Origin of the sequence: Xenorhabdus bharatensis (genome assembly GCF_037996705.1) — a bacterium.
Lineage (GTDB): Bacteria > Pseudomonadota > Gammaproteobacteria > Enterobacterales > Enterobacteriaceae > Xenorhabdus > Xenorhabdus bharatensis.
Window position 1 is genome coordinate 46,157 of record NZ_JBBMXG010000019.1, and the last position, 20,436, is coordinate 66,592.

The window sequence follows — 20,436 nt, forward strand, 5'->3', positions numbered from 1 at the left end:
TTTGTTTGACAGATTAAAAGTTTATCAACTTTTTAAAATTCCCATTAGGGCGGTGCTTATTTTTAAACAAATAAACGATTTTGAGCAGAAAAGGGTAACCAATGAAAATTAGGCCTGATGATCAATGGCGCTGGTATTTTGATACTGAGCATAACCGTGTCATGCTCGATCTTGCTAATGGTATGGTTTTTCGGTCTCGTTTTCCTGCCAGAATGTTGACCGCTTATGTCACCACAATGAAAGAAATTAATTTTTCTGTCGATGATGCAGCGCTTTATTATACTTTCGAAGAATATTCCCGCCGTATTAATATTGGGCCAGAACTCAGGGCTGAATTAGCTTTAAATGGATTGGTTGCTTTCCGCTTTATGAAACCACAAATGCCTAAAAGTTGGTATTTTTCTATCTGCTCTTTGATAAGCAAACCTGAACAGGGTGAAATGATTCAGGTTCGTTTGCAGGACGATGGCACAGAAGCATTATTTATGGTTGCTGAAGCGGGAGAGAATGCCAGTGTTTGTTTATTAGCAGAGCAAAAATTAGATCTCGGGGATCGTGTAATGAATTTCTGTGACCCGATAAAAATAATGAACGATCGTTTAATGCCTTATCCTGAACCAACTCAGGCTCCTATATATGATAAGGCGATTTAAAGAATTATTTATTAATCCAGCTCCATGATTGATCCCAGTACACATGATCTCAATATCAGCTAAAGGCTGACCGTTTCTTTTTCTCAATCTTAACTCATCCCTGACCATCGAAAACCGTTGGAATTTTCCGTATATGAACGCTTCAAAACTGTGCAGCAGGCCCTTTTCCATCTTTATTTTTACCTGAAGCGAGCAATCTTATGACATGTTGCTGGTATTAGCTATAATGGCGGCAATTTTTTGGTGGTACATTTTTTAGTAAATAATAGTCTTGGTGAATAATACATGAACTCTCTCTTTGCCAGCACGGCACGCGGACTGGAAGAACTGTTAAAGAACGAACTGGAAACGCTGGGGGCACAATCCTGTAAGATTGCCCAGGGTGGGGTTCATTTTAAAGGCGATGAACGGGTGATGTATAAAAGCCTGCTCTGGAGCAGATTAGCCTCCCGTATCCTGCTACCGCTTAATGAATTTAAGGTTTATAGCGATCTTGATCTGTATCTTGGTGTCCAGTCTATTGACTGGACTGAAATTTTTTCAGTAGATAGCACATTCGCAGTCCATTTCAGTGGGACAAATGAAGAAATCAGAAATACACAATATGGAGCACTGAAAGTCAAAGATGCGATTGTTGACTGTTTTATGCGGAAAACAAAGCAGCGCCCTGATGTTGCTAAACAACTTCCAGATGTGCGTATCAATGTTTTTCTTAATAAAGAAAAAGCTAGCGTATCACTCGATCTGAGTGGAGAAGGGCTACACATTCGTGGCTATCGTGATTTAGCCGGGCAGGCTCCACTGAAAGAAACTTTGGCTGCCGCAGTTGTGTTGCGTTCCGGTTGGAGTATGGGAACACCAATGGTTGATCCGATGTGTGGTTCAGGGACACTGTTGATTGAAGCGGCAATGATGGCAGCTGATTGCGCACCGGGTTTAAACCGTCAGCGTTGGGGCTTCACATCGTGGCTGAAATTCGATGAAGCTATTTGGCGTGAAGTCACAACTGAGGCACAGGTGCGTTTCCGTAGAGGATTACAGGAAACTTCATCACGCTTTTGGGGGCTGGATATTGATCGTCGTGTTATGGATATGGCGCGTTCAAATGCTCGCAGAGCGGGCGTTTCGCAGCTGATTGAATTTCAGCAGGGCGATGCGAGTAGGCTTGAAAACCCAGTGCAGGAAGGGGTAACAGGTACGATCTTAAGTAACCCGCCGTATGGAGAGCGCCTTGAAAGTGAACCGGCATTGATTGCTTTGCACAATGTATTCGGTCGGATCATAAAAAACCGTTTTCCGGGTTGGCGTTTATCCCTGTTCAGCGCTTCACCAGAGTTGTTAAGTTGCCTGCAATTGCGTGCTGAGCGCGAGTTTAAAGCGAAAAATGGTCCTTTAGATTGTGTTCAGAAGAATTATTCTATTCAAAAAAATGATGCAATTCAGCAAAATGAACAAGCATCAGATAAACCTCAGGCACTCGATAGCGGTATTGCCGAAGATTACGCTAACCGTCTGCGTAAAAATGAAAAGAAACTCAGTAAATGGGCTAAACAGCAAGGAATTGATTGTTATCGTTTATATGATGCAGATTTGCCGGAATATAATGTCGCTGTTGATCGTTATGCTGATAAAGTTATTGTACAAGAATATGCTCCGCCTAAATCGGTAGATGCCAATAAAGCCCGCCAGCGCTTGTTTGACGTCATTAGCGCAACAATGAATGTGCTCGGGCTGCAATCTAATCAGTTGATTCTGAAAACCCGTCAGCGCCAGAAAGGCAAAAATCAATATGAAAAACTGGCTGAAAAGAAAGAATTCTTTTTGGTGAATGAGTATGGTGCGAAATTCTGGGTTAACCTGACAGATTATCTGGATACAGGGTTATTCCTCGATCACCGTATTGCCCGTAAAAAACTCGGCGAAATGAGTCAGGGTAAAGACTTCCTTAATCTGTTTTCCTATACCGGATCGGCAACAGTTCATGCCGGACTGGGTGGTGCGCGCTCAACGACCACAGTGGATATGTCCCGAACTTACCTTGAGTGGGCGGAGAAAAACTTACAGGTAAATGGTCTGGCTGGCCGTCAGCATCGTCTGATTCAGGCAGATTGTCTGGGTTGGCTGGCCCAAACACGCGAACAGTTTGATCTGATTTTTATTGATCCTCCGACATTCTCCAACTCTAAACGTATGGAAGATACATTTGATGTTCAGCGCGATCATATCGAACTAATGAAGCAATTAAAGCGCTTACTCCGTCGCGGAGGAACATTAATGTTCTCCAATAATAAGCGTGGTTTTAAAATGGATTTTGCTGAACTGGAGAAATTAGGTCTGGTAGCAGAAGATATTACAGAAAAAACCCTGTCTCAGGATTTTGCCCGTAACCGCCAGATCCACAACTGCTGGCTACTGCGTCACGCTGGCGAGGGAAAATAATATTATGTCATTGATTAATCTATCGGGTGCTTGGCTGTCATTCGGTGATTCGCCATTATTGGATGATACTGAACTACATATTGAAGAAAATGAACGAGTATGTCTGGTTGGCCGCAATGGAGCAGGGAAATCGACCCTGCTGAGAGTGTTGGCGAAAGAGCAGCCACTGGACGACGGGCAGGTTATATATGAACAGGATCTGATTGTTGCCCGGTTACAGCAGGACCCGCCTCGTGATGTGGAAGGTACGGTCTTTGATTTTGTCGCGGAAGGTGTCAAAGAGCAGTCGGAATACATTAAGGCATTCCACCATACTTCACGGTTGGTGGAAACAGACCCTAGTGAGAAAAACCTCAACCGACTGGCAGAGTTACAGGAAATATTGGATACCCGTAACCTCTGGTTACTGGACAGCCGTATCAGTGATGTATTAAAGCAACTTGCTTTACCTGCGGAGGCGAAACTATCTTCTCTATCCGGTGGTTGGTTACGCAAAGCAGCTTTGGGGAGAGCTTTGGTCAGTTCACCGAAAGTTCTTTTCCTTGATGAGCCAACAAACCATCTGGATATTGAGACGATTGAGTGGCTGGAAAATTTCCTGAAAGATTTTAATGGCAGTCTGGTCTTTATTTCCCATGACCGTTCATTTATTCGCAGTATGGCGACCCGTATTATCGATTTGGATCGCGGAAAACTGACTTCTTGGCCGGGAAATTATGATAAGTACCTTGAGGGAAAAGAAGAAGCATTACGGGTTGAAGAACTACAGAACGCGGAATTTGATAAGAAACTGGCTCAGGAAGAAGTCTGGATCCGGCAGGGGATTAAAGCCCGCCGTACGCGTAATGAAGGCCGGGTGAGAGCACTAAAAGCGTTGCGAGTGGAACGCTCAGAACGCCGTAACGTTATGGGCAGTGCCAGAATGCAGGTTGAGGAAGCAACCCGTTCCGGCAAGATTGTATTTGAACTGGAAAATGTTAATTACCAGATTGGCGACAAAACATTAGTTAAAGACTTTTCGGCTCAGATTCAGCGTGGTGACAAAATTGCTTTAGTGGGGCCGAATGGTTGCGGTAAAACAACATTACTGAAACTGATGCTGGGGGATTTGAAGGCAGACAGTGGGCGGCTTCATTGTGGTACAAAACTGGAAGTTGCTTACTTTGATCAGCACCGTGCTGCACTTGATCCTGACAAAACAGTGATGGATAACCTTGCCGAAGGCAAACAGGAAGTCATGGTGAACGGTCGCCCGCGCCATGTTTTAGGCTATCTGCAAGAGTTCCTTTTCCATCCTAAGCGCGCAATGACACCTGTGCGGGCTCTTTCAGGCGGAGAACGTAACCGTTTATTGTTAGCTCGATTATTTCTGAAACCGAGCAACCTGCTTATTCTCGATGAACCGACGAATGACCTTGACGTTGAAACACTGGAGTTACTGGAAGAGTTAGTGGATGGTTACACGGGTACCGTCATTCTGGTGAGCCATGACCGTCAGTTTGTTGATAACTCAGTGACAGAATGCTGGATTTTTGAAGGCAACGGTGAAATCAATAACTATGTTGGCGGGTATTTCGATGCTCAGCAACAGCGGGAACAAACTGTTTCTTTACGTCAGTCTTCTGCAAAAAAAGAGAAGGCAGAGAGCAAGCCGGCTAAGGCTAAAGAAACCACAAAACGTTCAAATAATAAGATAAGTTACCATTTACTCAGAGAGTTAGAACAACTACCATCATTATTGGAAACGTTAGAGCAAGAAATAGAACAGTTACAAGCTAAGGTCAGTGATCCTGATTTTTTCAATCAGTCACACGAAGTCACACAAAATGTTCTACAGGATCTGGCAAATAAAGAGCAGTCGTTAGAGAAAGCTTTTGATCGCTGGCAGGAACTGGAAATGATGAAAAATGGATAATGCTTGCCGGTGATATCCGACAGTGTACAGATTGCCGCGATATCCGCGGTAATCTGACAACCTGATGATATAAAGGGCAGCATTGATTTTGTTTATGGGAGAGGCACTTTGTGTTCTGACAATCATCAGCATGACAGGCTGGTTCTATGCCACCAATGCGATATGCTGGTGGCATTGCCTGATCTGGAAGAAGGAAAAAAGGCTGTTTGTCCACGATGTGATACTTTACTGACTGCAAAGTGGAAAGAACCACGTAATCAACCGACAGGTTATGCAGTCAGTGCATTATTTATGTTATTCCTCGCCTGTCTGTTCCCTTTCGTCAGCATGAATGTTGCGGGGATTGTCAGTGAAATTACACTGACAGAAATCCCCAAGACCATGTTCAGTGAGGATTATTCGAGTCTAGCTGTATTCTTCCTGATCTTTGTGCAGCTTGTACCTGCATTCTGCATGCTTTCTATCATCCTTTTATGCCAGAACATAAAAATGGCGCTTCGGCTGAAAATTGAGCTGGCGCGTATTTTATTTCAGATGAAAACTTGGTGCATGGCCGAAATATTTTTAGCTGGCGTGTTAGTCAGTTTTGTTAAGCTCATGGCTTATGGCGATATTGCGGTTGGCCTCAGTTTTCTGCCTTACTGTCTTTTTTGCCTGTTTCAGATCAGGGCCTTTCAATGTCTGGATCGGTACTGGATCTGGAATGATATAAAATCTGCGCCGAAAATACGTATTCCTCTACAAACGGGTAAACCCGGCCTAATTCAAGGGGTCAGGCTATGTCAGTGCTGCACAGCTATTCTACCAGCGCAGAAACATCGATGCCCCCGTTGCCACTCAAAAGGCCATGCCCGCCGCCATTACAGTCTTCAGTGGACGATGGCACTATTGATTACATCAGCCATACTTTATATTCCAGCAAATATGTTACCGATTATGGTGACACAATCATTAGGAAGTGACATTAATTCAACCATTCTGGAAGGTATTATTTTGCTTTGGAGCACGGGTTCTTATCCCGTTGCTCTGGTTATTTTTATCGCCAGTATTATGGTGCCTTTACTGAAAATGCTTGCCATTTGCTGGTTATGCTGGGATGCAAAAAGACATGGTAGATACAACTCTGAAACTATGCATTTTATTTATGAAATAGTGGAGTTTGTTGGTCGCTGGTCAATGATTGATGTTTTTGTTATCGCTGTATTATCGGCATTAGTACGTATGGGGCAGTTTATGAGTATCTACCCCGCAATGGGAGCAATACTGTTTGCTTCAGTGGTGATTTTAACCATGTTTGCATCAATGACCTTTGATCCGCGCCTGACATGGGACAAAGCAAATAAAAAATTTGAGTTACGGAATAATGGGGAATCATAAGGTGACGGATAAAGAAGAAACTTTGGCTCAAGCCAAGATCAGCAAACTTAAGAGTTGGTCACCTATATGGATCGTACCAATTATTACTGTGCTTATTGGTGCCTGGATACTATTTTATCACTTTAGCCATCAGGGGCCTGAAGTCATATTGATAACTTCTAATGCTGAAGGTATTGAAGCCGGAAAAACAAAAATAAAAAGTCGCAGTGTGAATGTTGGTGTGGTTGAAAGAGTATCATTAAGCGATAACCTGGGTGAAGTGATTATCAAAGCTCGGCTGAATGATGGTATGGAGCGGCTATTACATAAAGATACTGCGTTTTGGGTCGTTAAACCTCAAATTGGTCGTGAAGGAGTTTCTGGCCTGAGTACATTGTTATCGGGAGTATTTATTGAATTACAGCCCGGTAGCGAAGGCAGTGGAGAAAGAAAATTTTCACTATTGGATTCACCACCATTAGCCTCACCTGATGCAAAAGGTATGCGGCTGATTTTAACCAGTGAAAAAGCAGGAAGATTATCCGCTGGCGATCCTGTCTTGTTTCGGGGTTATCGTGTTGGTTCAGTAGAAACAAGTACTTTTGATCCTAAATCCCGTCTCGCCAGATATCAGATTTTCATTAATTCACCTTATGACGGATTATTAACAACCAATATTCGATTCTGGAAAGACAGTGGTGTGGCTTTTGATGTGTCATCACAGGGAGTCAGGGTTGAGGTCGCGGCATTATCGACTTTATTTGCCGGAGGAGTCAGTTTTGATGTGCCCAAAGGTTGGGATTTAGGCAAACCGGTACAAGAAAAAGAAATATTTAGGCTTTACGATAACGAAAGAAATATAGAGAACTCACTTTATACCGAACACAGGGATTTTTTGCTGTTCTTCTCTGATTCAATCAGAGGCCTACAGCCGGGAGCGCCTGTCGAGTTTCGGGGTATAAGAGTGGGTACAGTTGCCAAAGTTCCTTTTTACGCTGACGGGATCAAGCAACGTCTTGATAACGATTTCCGCATTCCTGTCTTAATTCATATGGAGCCTGAAAGATTTGAGAGAGAAATTGGTAATGGCTTTTACACCGATAAAGAGCTGGAAAAAATTATTTCCCGGGGCTTAAGGGCTTCTCTGAAATCCGGCAATTTACTGACAGGGGCACTGTTCATCGATCTGGATTTTTACTCTGGTGAAAAGGCATGGAAAGGCCCGAGAGAAATAGCGGGTTATGAGATTTTACCCACCACAAGCAGCGGTCTTGCTCAGATTCAGCAAAAAGTTACTATGGCTCTGGATAAAATTAATCAAATGCCGATTGAACCTCTCTTTATTCAGGCAACACAAACATTAGAAGAGAGCCAGAAAACCGTTAAGGCAGCGAAGAAGACGATGGATGAGTTAAATCGTATCCTCGCGAGCAAAGAAGCGCAGGGGCTTCCTAAAGATCTACATAATACCTTGAATGAATTAAACCGTAGTATGCAGGGGATTCAGCCGGGTTCACAGGCTTACAATAAACTGGTTGATAATATGCAACGGTTGGATCAGGTCTTGCGTGAATTGCAGCCGATATTGAAGACACTGAACAATAAGAGCAACGCATTGGTATTTGAAGCGGAAACTGCACAGGATCCTGAACCGAAAAAGGCGCGTAATTAATGAAAAAACTGATGTTAAGATTGGCATTTTTTATACCTGCTGGTTTCTTGCTGATGGGGGGAATGTTACTTTCAGGCTGTAGCAGCCAACCGCAGAAAACTTATTATCAACTACCTGTTGTCACAAAATCCTCAGAGGTAAAACGGGTAAATATCGAACATGAACCTCAACTATGGATAAAAAAAATCAGTCTTGCCGATTACCTTGCATCACCGAGCATTGTTTATCAAACAGGGGATGTTAGCTATGTTAATGCTTCGAATCATTTATGGGCTAGCCCGCTGGAACAGCAGTTACAACAAATTCTGACTACTCAGTTGAGTGCCGCATTTCCGCAAAGGCTGGTCTCTGACCAGCTTCTGGAAAAAAATGCCGACATATTGGATATCACAATAACCGCTTTTCATGGGCGCTATGATGGTCGGGTTATCATTCAGGGATACTGGGTTTTATCTAATCAAAAAGAGACGATTAAGCGGGCATTTAACTTAGAGTTGAAGCAGACAGAAAATGGCTATGCACAATTAGTACGTACTTTATCCATGGGTTATAACCAGTTAATTCAGTCTATTGCCAGCCAGATATCTTATACGAAAGGATAATGTATGAAAAAAGCCATTTTTTTCTTATTGAATGATTATGCTGATTGGGAAAGTGCGTATCTTGCTTCCAGACTGAATATAAACAAAGAATGGCTGGTGTAAACCGCCTCTTTAGACAAAGGAACCTGTAAATCAATAGGAGGCTTTAACACAGTTATTGACTACTCTTTAGCTATGATCCCTCATGATATTGATCTTTTTGTCTTAATTGGAGGTAATTCATGGAATATAGAGAATAGCGAACTGAAAAGCCGGATAACTTTTTACCTCACTTCGGGAGTTATTGTTGGTGCAATTTGTGGTGCGGTAGACTTTTTAGCTAAAAATGGTTTATTAAATCATTTTCAGCATACGGGTAATTCGCAATATCTATGGAATGGATACCAAGAGTATAAAAATGGAAAAAATTTCATCAAAGAACAATCCGTCACTGATAGAAACCTTATTACTGCAAATGGAACAGCCGCAATAGAGTTTTCTGAACAAATCCTGAAAGTAATATATAGCAATAAAAAAGAAGAAATAGAGAAGGAACACGAGCTATTCAAGGTAGGTTATTATAATTACTGTAATAAATATGGCGATCCATTTTCTTAAATAAAAGAGGAATAAATTTTATATTCCTCAGGATTGGTATTACCAAAAATAAAAGTTGGGATCCGATGCTGGTATTGTATACGCCACAGAGTTGATTGATTAACGTGGCAATACCTCCACGTTCAATGCAATTATCTGTAAAAAACTAATGACCTTGCTATAGCATGATTGCCTTTGCTTTAACATTGTGGTGCTGTTGTGAGTATATATTTATCATTCTGTGGTACCACGGAATGAGTCATGAGGATACCATTTTATTGAAAATAAATTCATGTATAAGCGTTATAAAGGCTCTTTAACGCATATTCACGATCATAATTGAGTGAAAATTTATACCACATGATGGCTTTATCGAAATTCTGTTCAATATCGCAAGTACCTTCAAAATAAGCATCGCCCATTTCTTTGGTTCTTTTTACTGGATCACCGGAGTGATATGGCAGCCTAATTTTAGTTACCGCCATAGAGGTGATATTCTTACTTCGATAATTCAACAGGTGACATGATGAAAAGAAGTTTCAGCCCAATTAATGTTGGATCAAAACTACAGCATTGCCGAAGCCACCAGAACTATGAATGTCAGTCAGTCTGCGATGGATTTATCAATTAAAGCAGGAGAGACAAGGTTAATCCCCCAAAGCCTCGTCCATCATGCGGAGCACATTGAAATACGCGAACTGAAAAGGAAATTCCAACGCCTTGAAATAGAAAAAGAAGCCTTAAAAAATCTGAATAGTTTTTCGTTAATTGAGCAATTCAGAGTGCATTATCCTGTGATTTCCCTTTGCCAACTGTTCGGGATTCATCGTAGTAGTTATCAGGCTTGGCATCAGCGAGGAAAACAGCCAGTGGCGCGATAATGCTTGAGCTGATTATTCTCAATGAGCTGTTATTTCCACAGGGGAATAGATTTTTGGCAAAAGTCATCGATGTAACAGAAAAGTTATTCTAAAGTAACCATAGTCTGAGTATCCCCACTATTTTGTTTTTTAAGTAAAAACTTTGATCGTGTCTCAGGTATTTAGTTCCCTTTTGTTTTTCCTTTCTTAAGCGTAGCTACCTTGTTCTTTTGTCTGAAAAGCTCTCTTGCAATACAGGGGAAGAGCTTATACGAAGTTCAGGCTAGTTATCGAATCATCCAGTTATTTATATGCCACTGGCGGCTACTTCGTGGGCATCTTGCCTGTTCGATGATTTAAACGTACAAGTTTAACTTTATAAAAAATAAGTGTTATTGATCTTTTGGGGCGTAGTATTTTTGAGAGAATCGGAAAGCCACCAACGTGGTGGCCATTATGGTTATTGGGCTTTTTTCCTAAAATTATCGTCATTTTTCACAAATTCAAAAGCATCAAGTATTATGCCTGTTATCCTTAAAATATCTTCAGGCGCCTCTATAAATATTCTCGAGTTACTGGCTGATAGTCCAGCCCTGTTTATTTCGTTAAGCAATATGTCAGTTAATTCAATAGGAATTTGGATATAAGGATTATTCTTCTTATCGAAATACCTTATTAACCATCTATTTGATTTTCCCTGATAAAGAATATTGAAGTAGGATTCCGTATCCTTATATTGCAAATCAATAGGCTCACCAACAATTGATTTTGCTCTCTCAAATAGCGTTAACTCGTTTTTCGTAGTCACAATATTTGGATTGTCTGGATCTACTATTTCATCTGGTTCTTTCAGTATTTCTTGAGGCTCTACCCCATCTTGAACTCCATCAATTGGGGTATGTTTATTTGAAAGACCGGAAACCACCATGGCACTAACAGATTTTTCAACAGCCTGCTTTACTAAAGGGGTAATTGATTCAATAAATCTCTGATTTAGCTGGCGTTCTACGTTAGATCTGCTTGCAACATATCTCACGAATTCACTATCTATATCTCTCAAACTAGCACTAATCGTTTTCGTAAAGGCAGATAAATAAACGCTTTCTTCTGCAAGAGTCCTTAATGCTTCTGGCTTGAATTTATCGTGCCTAAAACGAAAAAGCTGACTTGCATCGGCATCACTAACTTCATCCATTTTGATGCGTAAAAACGGAGTAGGATCCATTACGTTTTTTTGTTTTAAATCAGTGAAAAAACGCCATTCTAAACCATTCGTAATTGCTGAAATGGTTACTTCTGGAGTGGAGTTAAAGTATCTAGATAGTTGAGGACAATGATTATCCAGTTTTTCGCTATATCCCTTCGCCTCGATAAACATCACAGGAACACCCTGACAAAACAAGGCATAATCAACTCGCTCATTTGCTTTAACTCCCGGGAAGTCAGCCCCGTACTCCGCTTTAACTTTTTGCGGATCATACGGACTAAATCCAAGAATATCTAAAAAAGGCAATATCAATGCTTGTTTAGTTGTTTCTTCGGTAGTGCAGTGCTGTCCAACGTTTTTAACGTGGTCAACATGATGTTTTATTTTTATCTTAAAATTATCCATTTTATAACCTCAGTAAGTTAAAACTTCAGCAATCTAAAACGGAATACCAGAACATTTTACCGAAAATGTTCACTTGGTTTTCATCAGCAACCTCATCTTCGTATTCATAACGGTTATAGCTTCTTATAAGTATTTTTCCACCCGGTTGCCTGTAAAGGTATTTAAGTCTTTTCAAGCCTCTTGTTCAATTAAATATACTTTCCCATCAATAATCCTCTTATTGGAGGTATCGATTCCTATTGCGGTTCCGTCTGGAATAACCGGCTCCATGCTGTCACTTTTTGCTGGAAAGCAAATAATTGTAGAGTCATTATTTGGTGCCCCCAATTCTTTTTAATGTTACTTTAGAAGATCTCAACTTAAAGCCATTATAATCCACGCCAATACACTTTCCATTGCCGCAGGCTAATTCAATATCTTTTAAGAAAGGGACTTCTACTTCATCATTATCTAATGGCGTTTTACTATCCTACGTTGCAATGTTTGACCACTCTCCTTCGGGTGGTACCTGACCTATATCTTTTTTGTGAGTCTCGCCAAACAAAAGCCAATTCACATCAATAGCCAGCATAGTGACAGGCAATATAGCAGACGCAGGGGAAGCAGCTAGATTGCATCTCTCTCAGATCGTTCCATCAATGAGTTAAAGCAAACCGGGACAGGGATGTCTTTTGTCTTTCAATATAACGGCTATAATTAAACCAAGTTAATTTGATTTAAGATCTAAAATGATAAGGAAAATTACTACTGCTCTATTGCTTACAGCTATAACATTTCCATCGTTAACAGAATCCAGTTTTACCGTAAATGAAGTAACCAAAACGGCTAGCATTAATAACCTTGATAAGGTTGTTGAAGGATGTGAGTCCGGTAAGGGTTCTTTACGATTAATGGATGTCAGTATTCTGAAAGTGGAAATACCATTGATCTCATTAAATTTAAATCATTGAATAATGAAATTTCGCCATACCTACGGGGTTTGATAAATTAAGCAACGCAGACAAACAAAGTGTGAAAAAATTACTTAAGAAAGGATAATCATCCTTTGTTGAGTATGTGGTTTGTGGTAGCGGTGGGTTTATGAGTCTAATGAATCTCAGTGTTCCTGCGGATAAATAGCATTTCAACGGGCTAGATTGCTACTACATAAATTTGCAGTGCGCTTCAAATTGTTCAGATTGAGTTCTATTCATCTGTCTGTTAGGTTATCGCCAATCTATTTGTTATTTTCATTATGGTGATAACGTGGCATCAAAAAAAACCAGAACTTCTATTATTATTTTTTGGATTGGTGTTGTAGTGGTCGCATTTAATACCAAAGGGGCAAAAGAGAGTATATTAAATAATGTAATACTATTTACTTTTATATACTGGGTCGGCTATTTGGTGCTGAAAATAGCAAGGTATATTACCGTAATTATTCTTGAGCGTAGTTCCAGAAAGAGGCGCATCCAAGATGCTAGAAAAGATTTAGAGATTTTTTTGTCTCAATTAGATAAGTTTTTACCAGTATTAGCAAGAAAGAAAAGATTCTTAATTACAACTGATGACTACGGATACATATCAACTGATAAATGGGAATCTGAAAAACGCAATTTTCTAAAGAAATTTGATTATCAACCCCGTATCACTAGAGACTACAGAGGTCTTATCGATGATGAATATAATTTTTCATTAGAGGCCGCAGTAGATGACTATCTGAATAAAAATCCAGTAATAGAATGGAATGATCGCATGAGTCCCGCTGAGTATGAAGGGTATTGTGCTGACATCCTGAAGAGTAGTGGATGGCAGGCAAGAACAACATCCATTAGTGGTGATCAGGGTGTAGATGTAGTGGCAGAAAAAGATGGTCTTTGTGTTGCTATACAGTGCAAGAAATATTCATCCCCAGTAGGTAATAAAGCAGTGCAAGAAGTTACTGCTGGTATGGCTTATTGGGGGGCTTCTATTGGTGTTGTAGTGACTAATGCAGGTTACACTAGGTCAGCAAGGGAACTAGCGACTGTTCATGGAGTATTTCTTCTCCATCATGAAGATTTAGGTAACTTAGAAGACATAATTCAGCGATAAATAGCTTTGTGTATGAAGCCCTTTACGGGCTTTGCATCTTTGTAAGGCTCTAACGTAATTCAAGGTGGAAAAGTATGACTTTTGAACAACGAAAAGCGCGTGCTATTGCCATTATGGAAAGTAAAAAAATGAAGCGTAGAAATTACGCCCCCCCTTTTCTACGTTTGTTATGGAAAATGGGCTTCAAGATACCACCATTCCCTTTTGCCTCATTTTGGCAAATTGTAATATTGACGGGGCCATTTTTTGGACTTGTAACGGGGGTTGCTATGTGGTTTTTAGTCTGGCGAGATGAGGACATATCACTTATTGCTGCTATTGTTTCGAGTATCGGTGGCGGTCTTTTTTTTGGTGTGTTTACAGCGATATATCATCGATGGATAAAAAAACGCAACGATCTACCCGATTGGGATAGCCTAGATTGAACGCCAGTAAACCATAGTCTGAGTAAAGCCCCTACGAGGCTTTTTTGTTGACTGTTTTTTTTGTAATATTATTGCGTCTCAAATTTATTACCCGAAAACATCGCGGAGAAAAAATGAAAAATAAAAAGCTAATAATCATTGGTGTAATTGTTGTATTTGTGATTATGTTTTTTAAACTTCTGTCAGAGAATCTAGCTTCAATGTAATAATATAGCCCTGTAATGGGCTATTGTTTTTTAGAAGTCAATAATCACCATTTTTGACAGAATCTAAGGGATAAGATGAAAAAGCTATTTATGACATTCGTTATGTTGATTTTAACAGGATGTGATACTGAGCATAGTAAATATAATGGAGTATACAACTGTAAAATAGTTCGGATAATGAATTATATAGCAGTAGACCGAGGGAGTGAATATTCTTTCCCGTTGGGAACAGTGAAAACCAGAATGACTTTTGAAAATGGAGTTATGACTATTCATGGAATGAATTCAGGTGATTATGTTGGACATGAAATGTCTATGAACTCATCGTCAATAACACCGGATGGCAAAAAATCAATGTCAGAATGGATGTTTAAATATGATAATGGTGAGTTTAGTGAAGGTTTTTCCCCTCATTCCGGTATAGCGATGATTACGATCGGTAATCCACCCAATGATGGTGTAGTGCACCATTTGACTAACTGTAAAAAAGAGCAAGAGTAATTTTGTTGCAAGATATAAGTTGAGAAAGATAATGTGGAAGACTTTTTTATAGTTGGTGGAATATTATCTTCGCGTGTGCCAGCTTATATTTGATGAAGTATTGCTCTTTAAACAAATTAAGTGTGCTGACAAAGTACACACTATGCCGGAATGCTCTAGGCTTTCTTGGAGCAAGTACTCCTCTAAAAAAAGACTGGCTAATTACAATTAATGCCCTGTCTTTGTGGGGAGTCTTCGCTCTTAATCATATTTAGAATTTGCCTAGCGGTACCATACAGACCGATGAACCAAATTTTCCGTGGTCGCATTCTACTTGGGATTTACCGTAGCGGCTCATAAAGCCCAGAAGGCTGTCTCCTGAGTTAAAGGTGATAACTCCCGGGAAAGGCTGACCTTCTGTTGACATATGCACCATAAAACGATCCGATAACGCCCGTTTCACGTTCCCAACTTTGACTGAGGAGCCGATATAGTATTCAGCTTTCAGCCATGTCACGCCGTCAACTACAGATTTCACGGATGAGGAATTTGCAGCAGCAAATACCATCAATATCCAGCCGTTGGAATTTTGCGTAGTCAGTGAAAAGGGCGGTGCCACCATATTATAGTGTGGATTGTGTAATTTCCGACGAAGATCTGGGTCTGTCAGAACCGTTTTCAGGTGGATTTGAAGTGCAGGTGGGAAGTGCAGGGTGGCAATGGTATGACCGCTTAGGTCGTCATCAAGAAACTCATACATACCTTGTATCCACAGATTCGATTCTGCTGTGCCACAAGTGTTGAGATTGTGATAGATAAGCCACTGGCCGCCATCTGTCCGAATAGCATATCCTGCATGTGAAAATTGCAGTCCGTAATCACTCATGGACTGCCCTTCCCGTGCTAACAGTACCACATCATCATTATTCTGTGACAACCAGTCATGCAGTTTATGGGCCTGACTTGTACGCAATGCCACTTCCTGTGGCGTGGGAAGGTTTTTTTCTTTACATTCAGTCTGACTGCCGCTGTATGCGGTATCACATACTGCTAGCAATAGCATCAGCAAAACCGGTTTCAACAATGTCATTCTGACATTTTCTCCTGATGTGAGAGTTTTTGTTCATCTGGAGTGATCATGTGAGAGATAATTTTATCCTCTTTTTTTAAATAGATTCCCGTACCTTCTTCCGTAGGTTCCAGTATCAGAGTATCGCCAGGTTTTACCGGGATTTTTTCTAATTTTTCTACCGCGACAAGTAGAGCTGTCTTTTCATTTTTATCTGTTTTTCCAGTGATGACTGCGGTTTTATCTTTTTTATTGTATTCAACAGAATCAATAACTACTTTAGCTGGAACAAGCACCGGCAGCAGAATAATACCGCTTATTAAAACAGAACTGGCTAAGCTTGGGCCACTGTAAACTAATGCGGTAGATAAATGAGGATGCTTTGACATAAATGATTCTTCTGAGTGAACAGGTGCCGCTGCCAATAAGGCTGAACATATTAATGCTGGAGCTATACGTGATTTCATCAATATTCCTTTTTCAGTAAATCCAAATGATTCTCATATATTCAGATATACAAAAATCAACTGACCAGATAATAACGTAAATAGGTAAGTTTAATAGGGGGCCACTTTTGCCTCCTGCCCCGATCAGAAATCTGCATCATAAACGGTAAGATATTCCGGATTTCCAGACAATCATATCTTTGACCAGTCTGAATCTCAAAGAAATTGAGAGAGAAGCCAGAACAAACGGGGCTAAATTATCCTGACGTAAATCTGGCCGTAAGGACATTCCATAGATAGTCATTATCCCAGCCCGCTTTTAGACGTTTGGTTTTCACCCCCACTACACAGCCGGACTGAGGAGAGGTAAAGCAATAGAAAAATTAAACTGGTGATCGTTTATCGTAATCGAGGGAAACAAGAAAAATGTGTAGATGGGTGGGTGATTTTGAGTGAGAAAATAATCAAAATATGATTGTTTTTTAGCTCAGTGAATCAGTGTTTTTGCGGAGGGTTTTACACCCATTTTACACCAGTTTTACACCAAGCAAATTTGAGGCATAAAAAAACCAACCGTAATAGGTTGGTTTTTTCTAGGGAAATTTGGTCGGCATGATAGGATTTGAACCTACGACCCCCGACACCCCATGACGACAGTCTAATTACATGCAATCCATTGCTACATAAGGGTTTACATTAATTCGACTGTATATGGAAACAGTGCAGAAATTACATTTTATGCACTATATACATCAACAAGTTGCGTTGAGTTTTTCCAGCGTTATACGGCAATTTCTCCATGAGGAACCTCGACCCATTCAACGTGATTCTGAGTGTATATTTTTGTTGATTTAGCATCGCTGTGAGCCATTCTTGCTTGTGGATCTAATCCATTAATTTTAAACATGTGTGCAGCTAGTGCACGTATCTCATGAAACGTTGGTCTTTCGGCAAGCGGTAGGTGGGAGGCGACCCCTATTTTATCTCTTAATGCTGAAAACGCTCGGCTCAAATAATCTGGGGCGATTTGGGTTGGATGGTGAACTTCGCTGCTGACTTTATTTGGCTTTCTGTTTGGTAGCCTATGAATAACATACGGACTGGCTACGGAATCACGGCTATTATCAATGATTTCTTTAAGTTTCAAGCCTATTGGTATAGCAATGTGTGATGCTTCTTTATCTTGGACTTTTTGTCTATGGATATAAAGCATTCCGTAGATATTGTTTTTTGGTTCTGGATACCACACGCAGCCGCAACTTCCTTCTTGCGGGGATTTGATATTGTATTTGATGCGTGAAACCTCTAATCTGGCTTGAGTAGTTTGCAGGGCAAGATCCATTGCAGTTCTCAGCCACGGTTCGGCAGCAATGTGTATTTTTTTGAAGTCCTCCAGAGATAAACGACGGCGAACTTTTTTATCTATGCGTTTTCTTTTCTTACGTTCAGCTGGATTATCAAGCATAAGAGACTCATCAACGGCATAGCTGAACAGTTTTTGCAAAAAGGAAATCTTTCTGTTTTGAACATTAGCTGATGAATTTACATGATATTGATTTATATACTCGTTTACATGTTCAAGAGATATTTCCATACAAGGAATATTAGAGAAAAATTCTTTAACTCTTTCAATATCATTCTTCCAATCAGCGAGAGTGTTATCTGATGGCTGTTCATCTTTAATAACTCTATTGAATATTTTAGCCACATGATCAGAGAAAGGAAGTGATTCTCCATATTTACCTCCTGATTCTTTAATCAATGAATTCACTGATACAGCTAAGGCTGGACGCATTATATTGTTATATTCTTTGGCGATAGCAATTGCAGTTGCTTTATCGGCTCCAATAACTTTTTTCTTACCATTCACTAGAGTTAGCCTGTATGCATTTACCGAGCCATCAAAGTAAAGATAGTCAGGCAAGTGTCTAAATTCTCTCTTTCGTGGACGTGCAGCCATTTTATGAATCTCGTATTAACTCATTAACGCGTGATGAGACAATGGAATCAACTCCCCATCTCTCAGATGAAATAACCCAAACGGAACCATCAACAATTCTGCCTCTTAGCTGTCCCGTTTCAATCCATCTCTTAATAGTTCTGTTATCGGGTATTGAGCCTTTCTCAAACTCACGCGCACCCCATGCGCTAGCTTTCATTAATTTAGCATTATTGCTCATAATTCCACCTTAACTAGATGTAAATTTAGGTAGGCAACAAGCAATCCCTTGCCACCTTCCTCCTTGCGTTCTCGAATTCGTTAGTCATTGGTGATGTTCACGATATCTCCCTCAATAGCTTACGACCGACATTAATTAAATAATCTCGGTTGACGGGAGTTGTTATTTTTCGGGGGTTAGTTATTTGTTTGGGTGACGGTAGAGAGGTGTCATATCTTCGTCATTATTACAGTAGATTACAGCGTCGTTTCCTTTATTTAAATCACGATAACCTAATGAATTTAAATATCCCACAGGCTCCATATTTTCATATTCAGCGAGTTTCTTTGCTAATTCTTCCAGTGAGTTTTTAATTTTCTCTACGGCAGGTGTTTCTGAGCGAATAATTTCCAGTGCTTTTATTGTACTTACTTCACTTTCCATTCGTTTGTTAACCCAACCATCCAAATCATCTGAATTACTTTCTGCCTCAGATAATAAATCTTCCTCAGCCCAATCAAAAAGGCCTTCCATCCAAGCTATAGCCTGCTCTTTATCTCCTTTTTCTAACAAGCAGAGTGCGGCTGCATTTGCTAGCAAAAGTCTCTCTATTATCCAAGAATTAGATAGCTCCATTGCTGCTTTAGCTTGCAAATTTTCTATTTCCCGCGCCAACTCAATTACATCATTGTTCATTTCCATTTCTCCGTGATCATGATTTCTGATAGTGATATGAAATACTTGTCCCAAAATACATCGCAACGCTCACCAGATTCATAACACATAATCCTATAGTCAGTTTCTGGTTTTATTTTCAATGACCCATTACAGATAGACTCGTATATTTCTTGATGAACTAATTCATACGTATCACTATCAATTGCCGATCCATTTAATGGTTTGATATAAATTGAAAACTCACCACCCCTTGGGTCGCAGTCTAACTCTGTCCAAACAGTAGCCTCTATAATTTGCTTGCCACCTGCAATTTCTGGCATTTTAATTTCAGAAATAGGAGTGCCGTTCCATGTAATCCCAGCTTGTTCTTTAAGGGTTTCAACCTCTTTTTGGCTTGCTTCATATAGTGATTTGTAATCTATTATCACCCAAACCTCCTGCATATACTCTCTGCTTTCTTACACATATCAGTATCAAACCAGCCGAAGTGACAGGTGTTGAAACTGATGTCCAGTTGACGTGCTAACCATTGATACGCTTCCGTGCGCTCTAAATTACGACTCCTGACAACATCATCGAAATACCGGTGAGCTGTTACCCTGGCCTGACGAGTTTTCTTATCCGCCAGTGACCCCATCGGGATATCGGTTTCCGGGTGAATACTGACACGCGCACCACATGTCCAGCAGTGGTATAACCAAGGCCAGCGGCTGTCATGGATGCGTTTAAAGACATTCAGATGATGCTCAATCATCACATGTCTGCCACAATATCGGCAGTGTGTCGGAATGGGATAGGGGTCGTTAACTCTCAGGATCGCTTTGGGGTTTGGGTTCCATGGGGTATACATGCAACCTCCTTAATGCTGCTTTCACGGCATTACATACCAATTAAATGTTTCTACATTTACCAAATTAGAACACCATTTCGTAAAGAGACATCATCAATATCTACCCCTAACGCTTTTGCAACTTCATCCTTTAGTGATAAATACTCTTCATCGAAATTTTCAGATGTGATAGTGGCGGTGTGAATTTCCTTACCAATAAAATAGAACTCACCAGAAAAATAAGAGCCATGACGCGCATAACCTTCACAAACTAAATCTTCAATTTCTTCATCGCTAATACTTACATTTTCCAGTTCAGTTCCGACAATTAGTTTTGAATCATAATTAGTAGACATAAATAATCCTCCCGCCGCACAGCAGCGTAG

22 protein-coding genes and 1 pseudogene are annotated in these 20,436 nt (G+C 40.4%); 11 read left to right on the forward strand and 12 right to left on the reverse strand.

The window, feature by feature from the left end; genetic code table 11:
• Positions 1-101: 101 nt before the first annotated feature.
• The 7 genes and pseudogenes from AAC855_RS16595 to AAC855_RS16625 all read left to right on the forward strand — a co-directional run.
• Positions 102-653, forward strand: a complete 552-nt coding sequence (locus AAC855_RS16595; protein ID WP_340611063.1) for a cell division protein ZapC — start codon at positions 102-104, stop codon at positions 651-653.
• Between the two features lie 285 nt (positions 654-938).
• Entirely contained in the window at positions 939-3,092 is a 2,154-nt protein-coding gene (rlmKL, locus tag AAC855_RS16600; protein ID WP_340611064.1) for a bifunctional 23S rRNA (guanine(2069)-N(7))-methyltransferase RlmK/23S rRNA (guanine(2445)-N(2))-methyltransferase RlmL, read from the forward strand.
• 4 nt (positions 3,093-3,096) lie between these two features.
• Positions 3,097-5,007 (forward strand): ABC transporter ATP-binding protein, encoded by a 1,911-nt coding sequence (locus AAC855_RS16605; protein WP_340611065.1) that lies wholly within the window; start codon positions 3,097-3,099, stop codon positions 5,005-5,007.
• Between the two features lie 108 nt (positions 5,008-5,115).
• Entirely contained in the window at positions 5,116-6,384 is a 1,269-nt protein-coding gene (gene pqiA / locus AAC855_RS16610; RefSeq protein ID WP_340611066.1) for a membrane integrity-associated transporter subunit PqiA, read from the forward strand.
• Entirely contained in the window at positions 6,371-8,035 is a 1,665-nt protein-coding gene (gene pqiB, locus AAC855_RS16615; RefSeq protein WP_340611067.1) for an intermembrane transport protein PqiB, read from the forward strand. Before pqiA ends, pqiB begins: the two co-directional genes overlap by 14 nt.
• Positions 8,035-8,637, forward strand: coding sequence for a membrane integrity-associated transporter subunit PqiC (gene pqiC / locus AAC855_RS16620; protein WP_340611068.1), 603 nt, complete (start codon positions 8,035-8,037; stop codon positions 8,635-8,637). Before pqiB ends, pqiC begins: the two co-directional genes overlap by 1 nt.
• 114 nt (positions 8,638-8,751) lie before the next feature.
• A pseudogene (locus tag AAC855_RS16625) lies at positions 8,752-9,234 on the forward strand (DJ-1/PfpI family protein); the annotation flags it as partial.
• Positions 9,235-9,503: 269 nt separating this feature from the next.
• Here AAC855_RS16625 and AAC855_RS16630 read toward each other — a convergent pair.
• Positions 9,504-9,698 (reverse strand): hypothetical protein, encoded by a 195-nt coding sequence (locus AAC855_RS16630; protein ID WP_340611069.1) that lies wholly within the window; start codon positions 9,696-9,698, stop codon positions 9,504-9,506.
• Positions 9,699-9,764: 66 nt separating this feature from the next.
• Here AAC855_RS16630 and AAC855_RS16635 point away from each other — a divergent pair, with 66 nt between their 5' ends.
• Positions 9,765-10,094 (forward strand): hypothetical protein, encoded by a 330-nt coding sequence (locus tag AAC855_RS16635; protein ID WP_340611071.1) that lies wholly within the window; start codon positions 9,765-9,767, stop codon positions 10,092-10,094.
• Between the two features lie 439 nt (positions 10,095-10,533).
• Here the strand turns inward: AAC855_RS16635 and AAC855_RS16640 are convergent, their stop codons facing one another.
• Positions 10,534-11,685 (reverse strand): type I restriction endonuclease, encoded by a 1,152-nt coding sequence (locus tag AAC855_RS16640; protein WP_340611073.1) that lies wholly within the window; start codon positions 11,683-11,685, stop codon positions 10,534-10,536.
• A 171-nt stretch (positions 11,686-11,856) separates the two neighbouring features.
• Entirely contained in the window at positions 11,857-11,955 is a 99-nt protein-coding gene (locus tag AAC855_RS16645; protein ID WP_340611075.1) for a hypothetical protein, read from the reverse strand.
• Between the two features lie 975 nt (positions 11,956-12,930).
• Here AAC855_RS16645 and AAC855_RS16650 point away from each other — a divergent pair.
• From AAC855_RS16650 to AAC855_RS16660, 3 genes are all read left to right on the forward strand, one after another.
• A complete protein-coding gene (locus AAC855_RS16650) occupies positions 12,931-13,758 on the forward strand; it encodes a restriction endonuclease (protein WP_340611078.1) in 828 nt (275 codons plus the stop codon).
• Between the two features lie 74 nt (positions 13,759-13,832).
• On the forward strand, positions 13,833-14,183 hold the full coding sequence (locus AAC855_RS16655) for a DUF6404 family protein (RefSeq protein WP_340611080.1): 351 nt from the start codon (positions 13,833-13,835) through the stop codon (positions 14,181-14,183).
• A gap of 281 nt (positions 14,184-14,464) precedes the next feature.
• Entirely contained in the window at positions 14,465-14,890 is a 426-nt protein-coding gene (locus tag AAC855_RS16660; protein ID WP_340611082.1) for a hypothetical protein, read from the forward strand.
• Between the two features lie 250 nt (positions 14,891-15,140).
• On the opposite strand, the gene AAC855_RS16665 is transcribed toward AAC855_RS16660, so the two are convergent.
• The 9 genes from AAC855_RS16665 to AAC855_RS16705 all read right to left on the reverse strand — a co-directional run bounded on the left by AAC855_RS16665 (position 15,141) and on the right by AAC855_RS16705 (position 20,406).
• Positions 15,141-15,959 (reverse strand): DUF2145 domain-containing protein, encoded by an 819-nt coding sequence (locus tag AAC855_RS16665; RefSeq protein ID WP_340611084.1) that lies wholly within the window; start codon positions 15,957-15,959, stop codon positions 15,141-15,143.
• Positions 15,956-16,405 (reverse strand): STM0539 family protein, encoded by a 450-nt coding sequence (locus AAC855_RS16670; RefSeq protein WP_340611086.1) that lies wholly within the window; start codon positions 16,403-16,405, stop codon positions 15,956-15,958. The genes AAC855_RS16665 and AAC855_RS16670 overlap by 4 nt, the downstream gene beginning before the upstream one ends.
• A gap of 136 nt (positions 16,406-16,541) precedes the next feature.
• Positions 16,542-16,688 carry a hypothetical protein gene (locus tag AAC855_RS16675; RefSeq protein WP_340611088.1) on the reverse strand — a complete coding sequence of 49 codons (147 nt, stop codon included), beginning with the start codon at positions 16,686-16,688 and terminating at the stop codon, positions 16,542-16,544.
• 477 nt (positions 16,689-17,165) lie between these two features.
• Entirely contained in the window at positions 17,166-18,344 is a 1,179-nt protein-coding gene (locus AAC855_RS16680) for a site-specific integrase (protein ID WP_340611090.1), read from the reverse strand.
• A 1-nt stretch (position 18,345) separates the two neighbouring features.
• Positions 18,346-18,564 carry a hypothetical protein gene (locus AAC855_RS16685; protein ID WP_340611092.1) on the reverse strand — a complete coding sequence of 73 codons (219 nt, stop codon included), beginning with the start codon at positions 18,562-18,564 and terminating at the stop codon, positions 18,346-18,348.
• Between the two features lie 180 nt (positions 18,565-18,744).
• Entirely contained in the window at positions 18,745-19,239 is a 495-nt protein-coding gene (locus AAC855_RS16690) for a hypothetical protein (RefSeq protein WP_340611094.1), read from the reverse strand.
• Positions 19,236-19,649 (reverse strand): hypothetical protein, encoded by a 414-nt coding sequence (locus AAC855_RS16695; RefSeq protein ID WP_340611095.1) that lies wholly within the window; start codon positions 19,647-19,649, stop codon positions 19,236-19,238. The genes AAC855_RS16690 and AAC855_RS16695 overlap by 4 nt, the downstream gene beginning before the upstream one ends.
• On the reverse strand, positions 19,646-20,071 hold the full coding sequence (locus AAC855_RS16700) for a zinc-finger-containing protein (RefSeq protein WP_340611097.1): 426 nt from the start codon (positions 20,069-20,071) through the stop codon (positions 19,646-19,648). Before AAC855_RS16700 ends, AAC855_RS16695 begins: the two co-directional genes overlap by 4 nt.
• A gap of 56 nt (positions 20,072-20,127) precedes the next feature.
• Positions 20,128-20,406, reverse strand: a complete 279-nt coding sequence (locus AAC855_RS16705; RefSeq protein WP_340611099.1) for a hypothetical protein — start codon at positions 20,404-20,406, stop codon at positions 20,128-20,130.
• Positions 20,407-20,436: the final 30 nt, after the last annotated feature.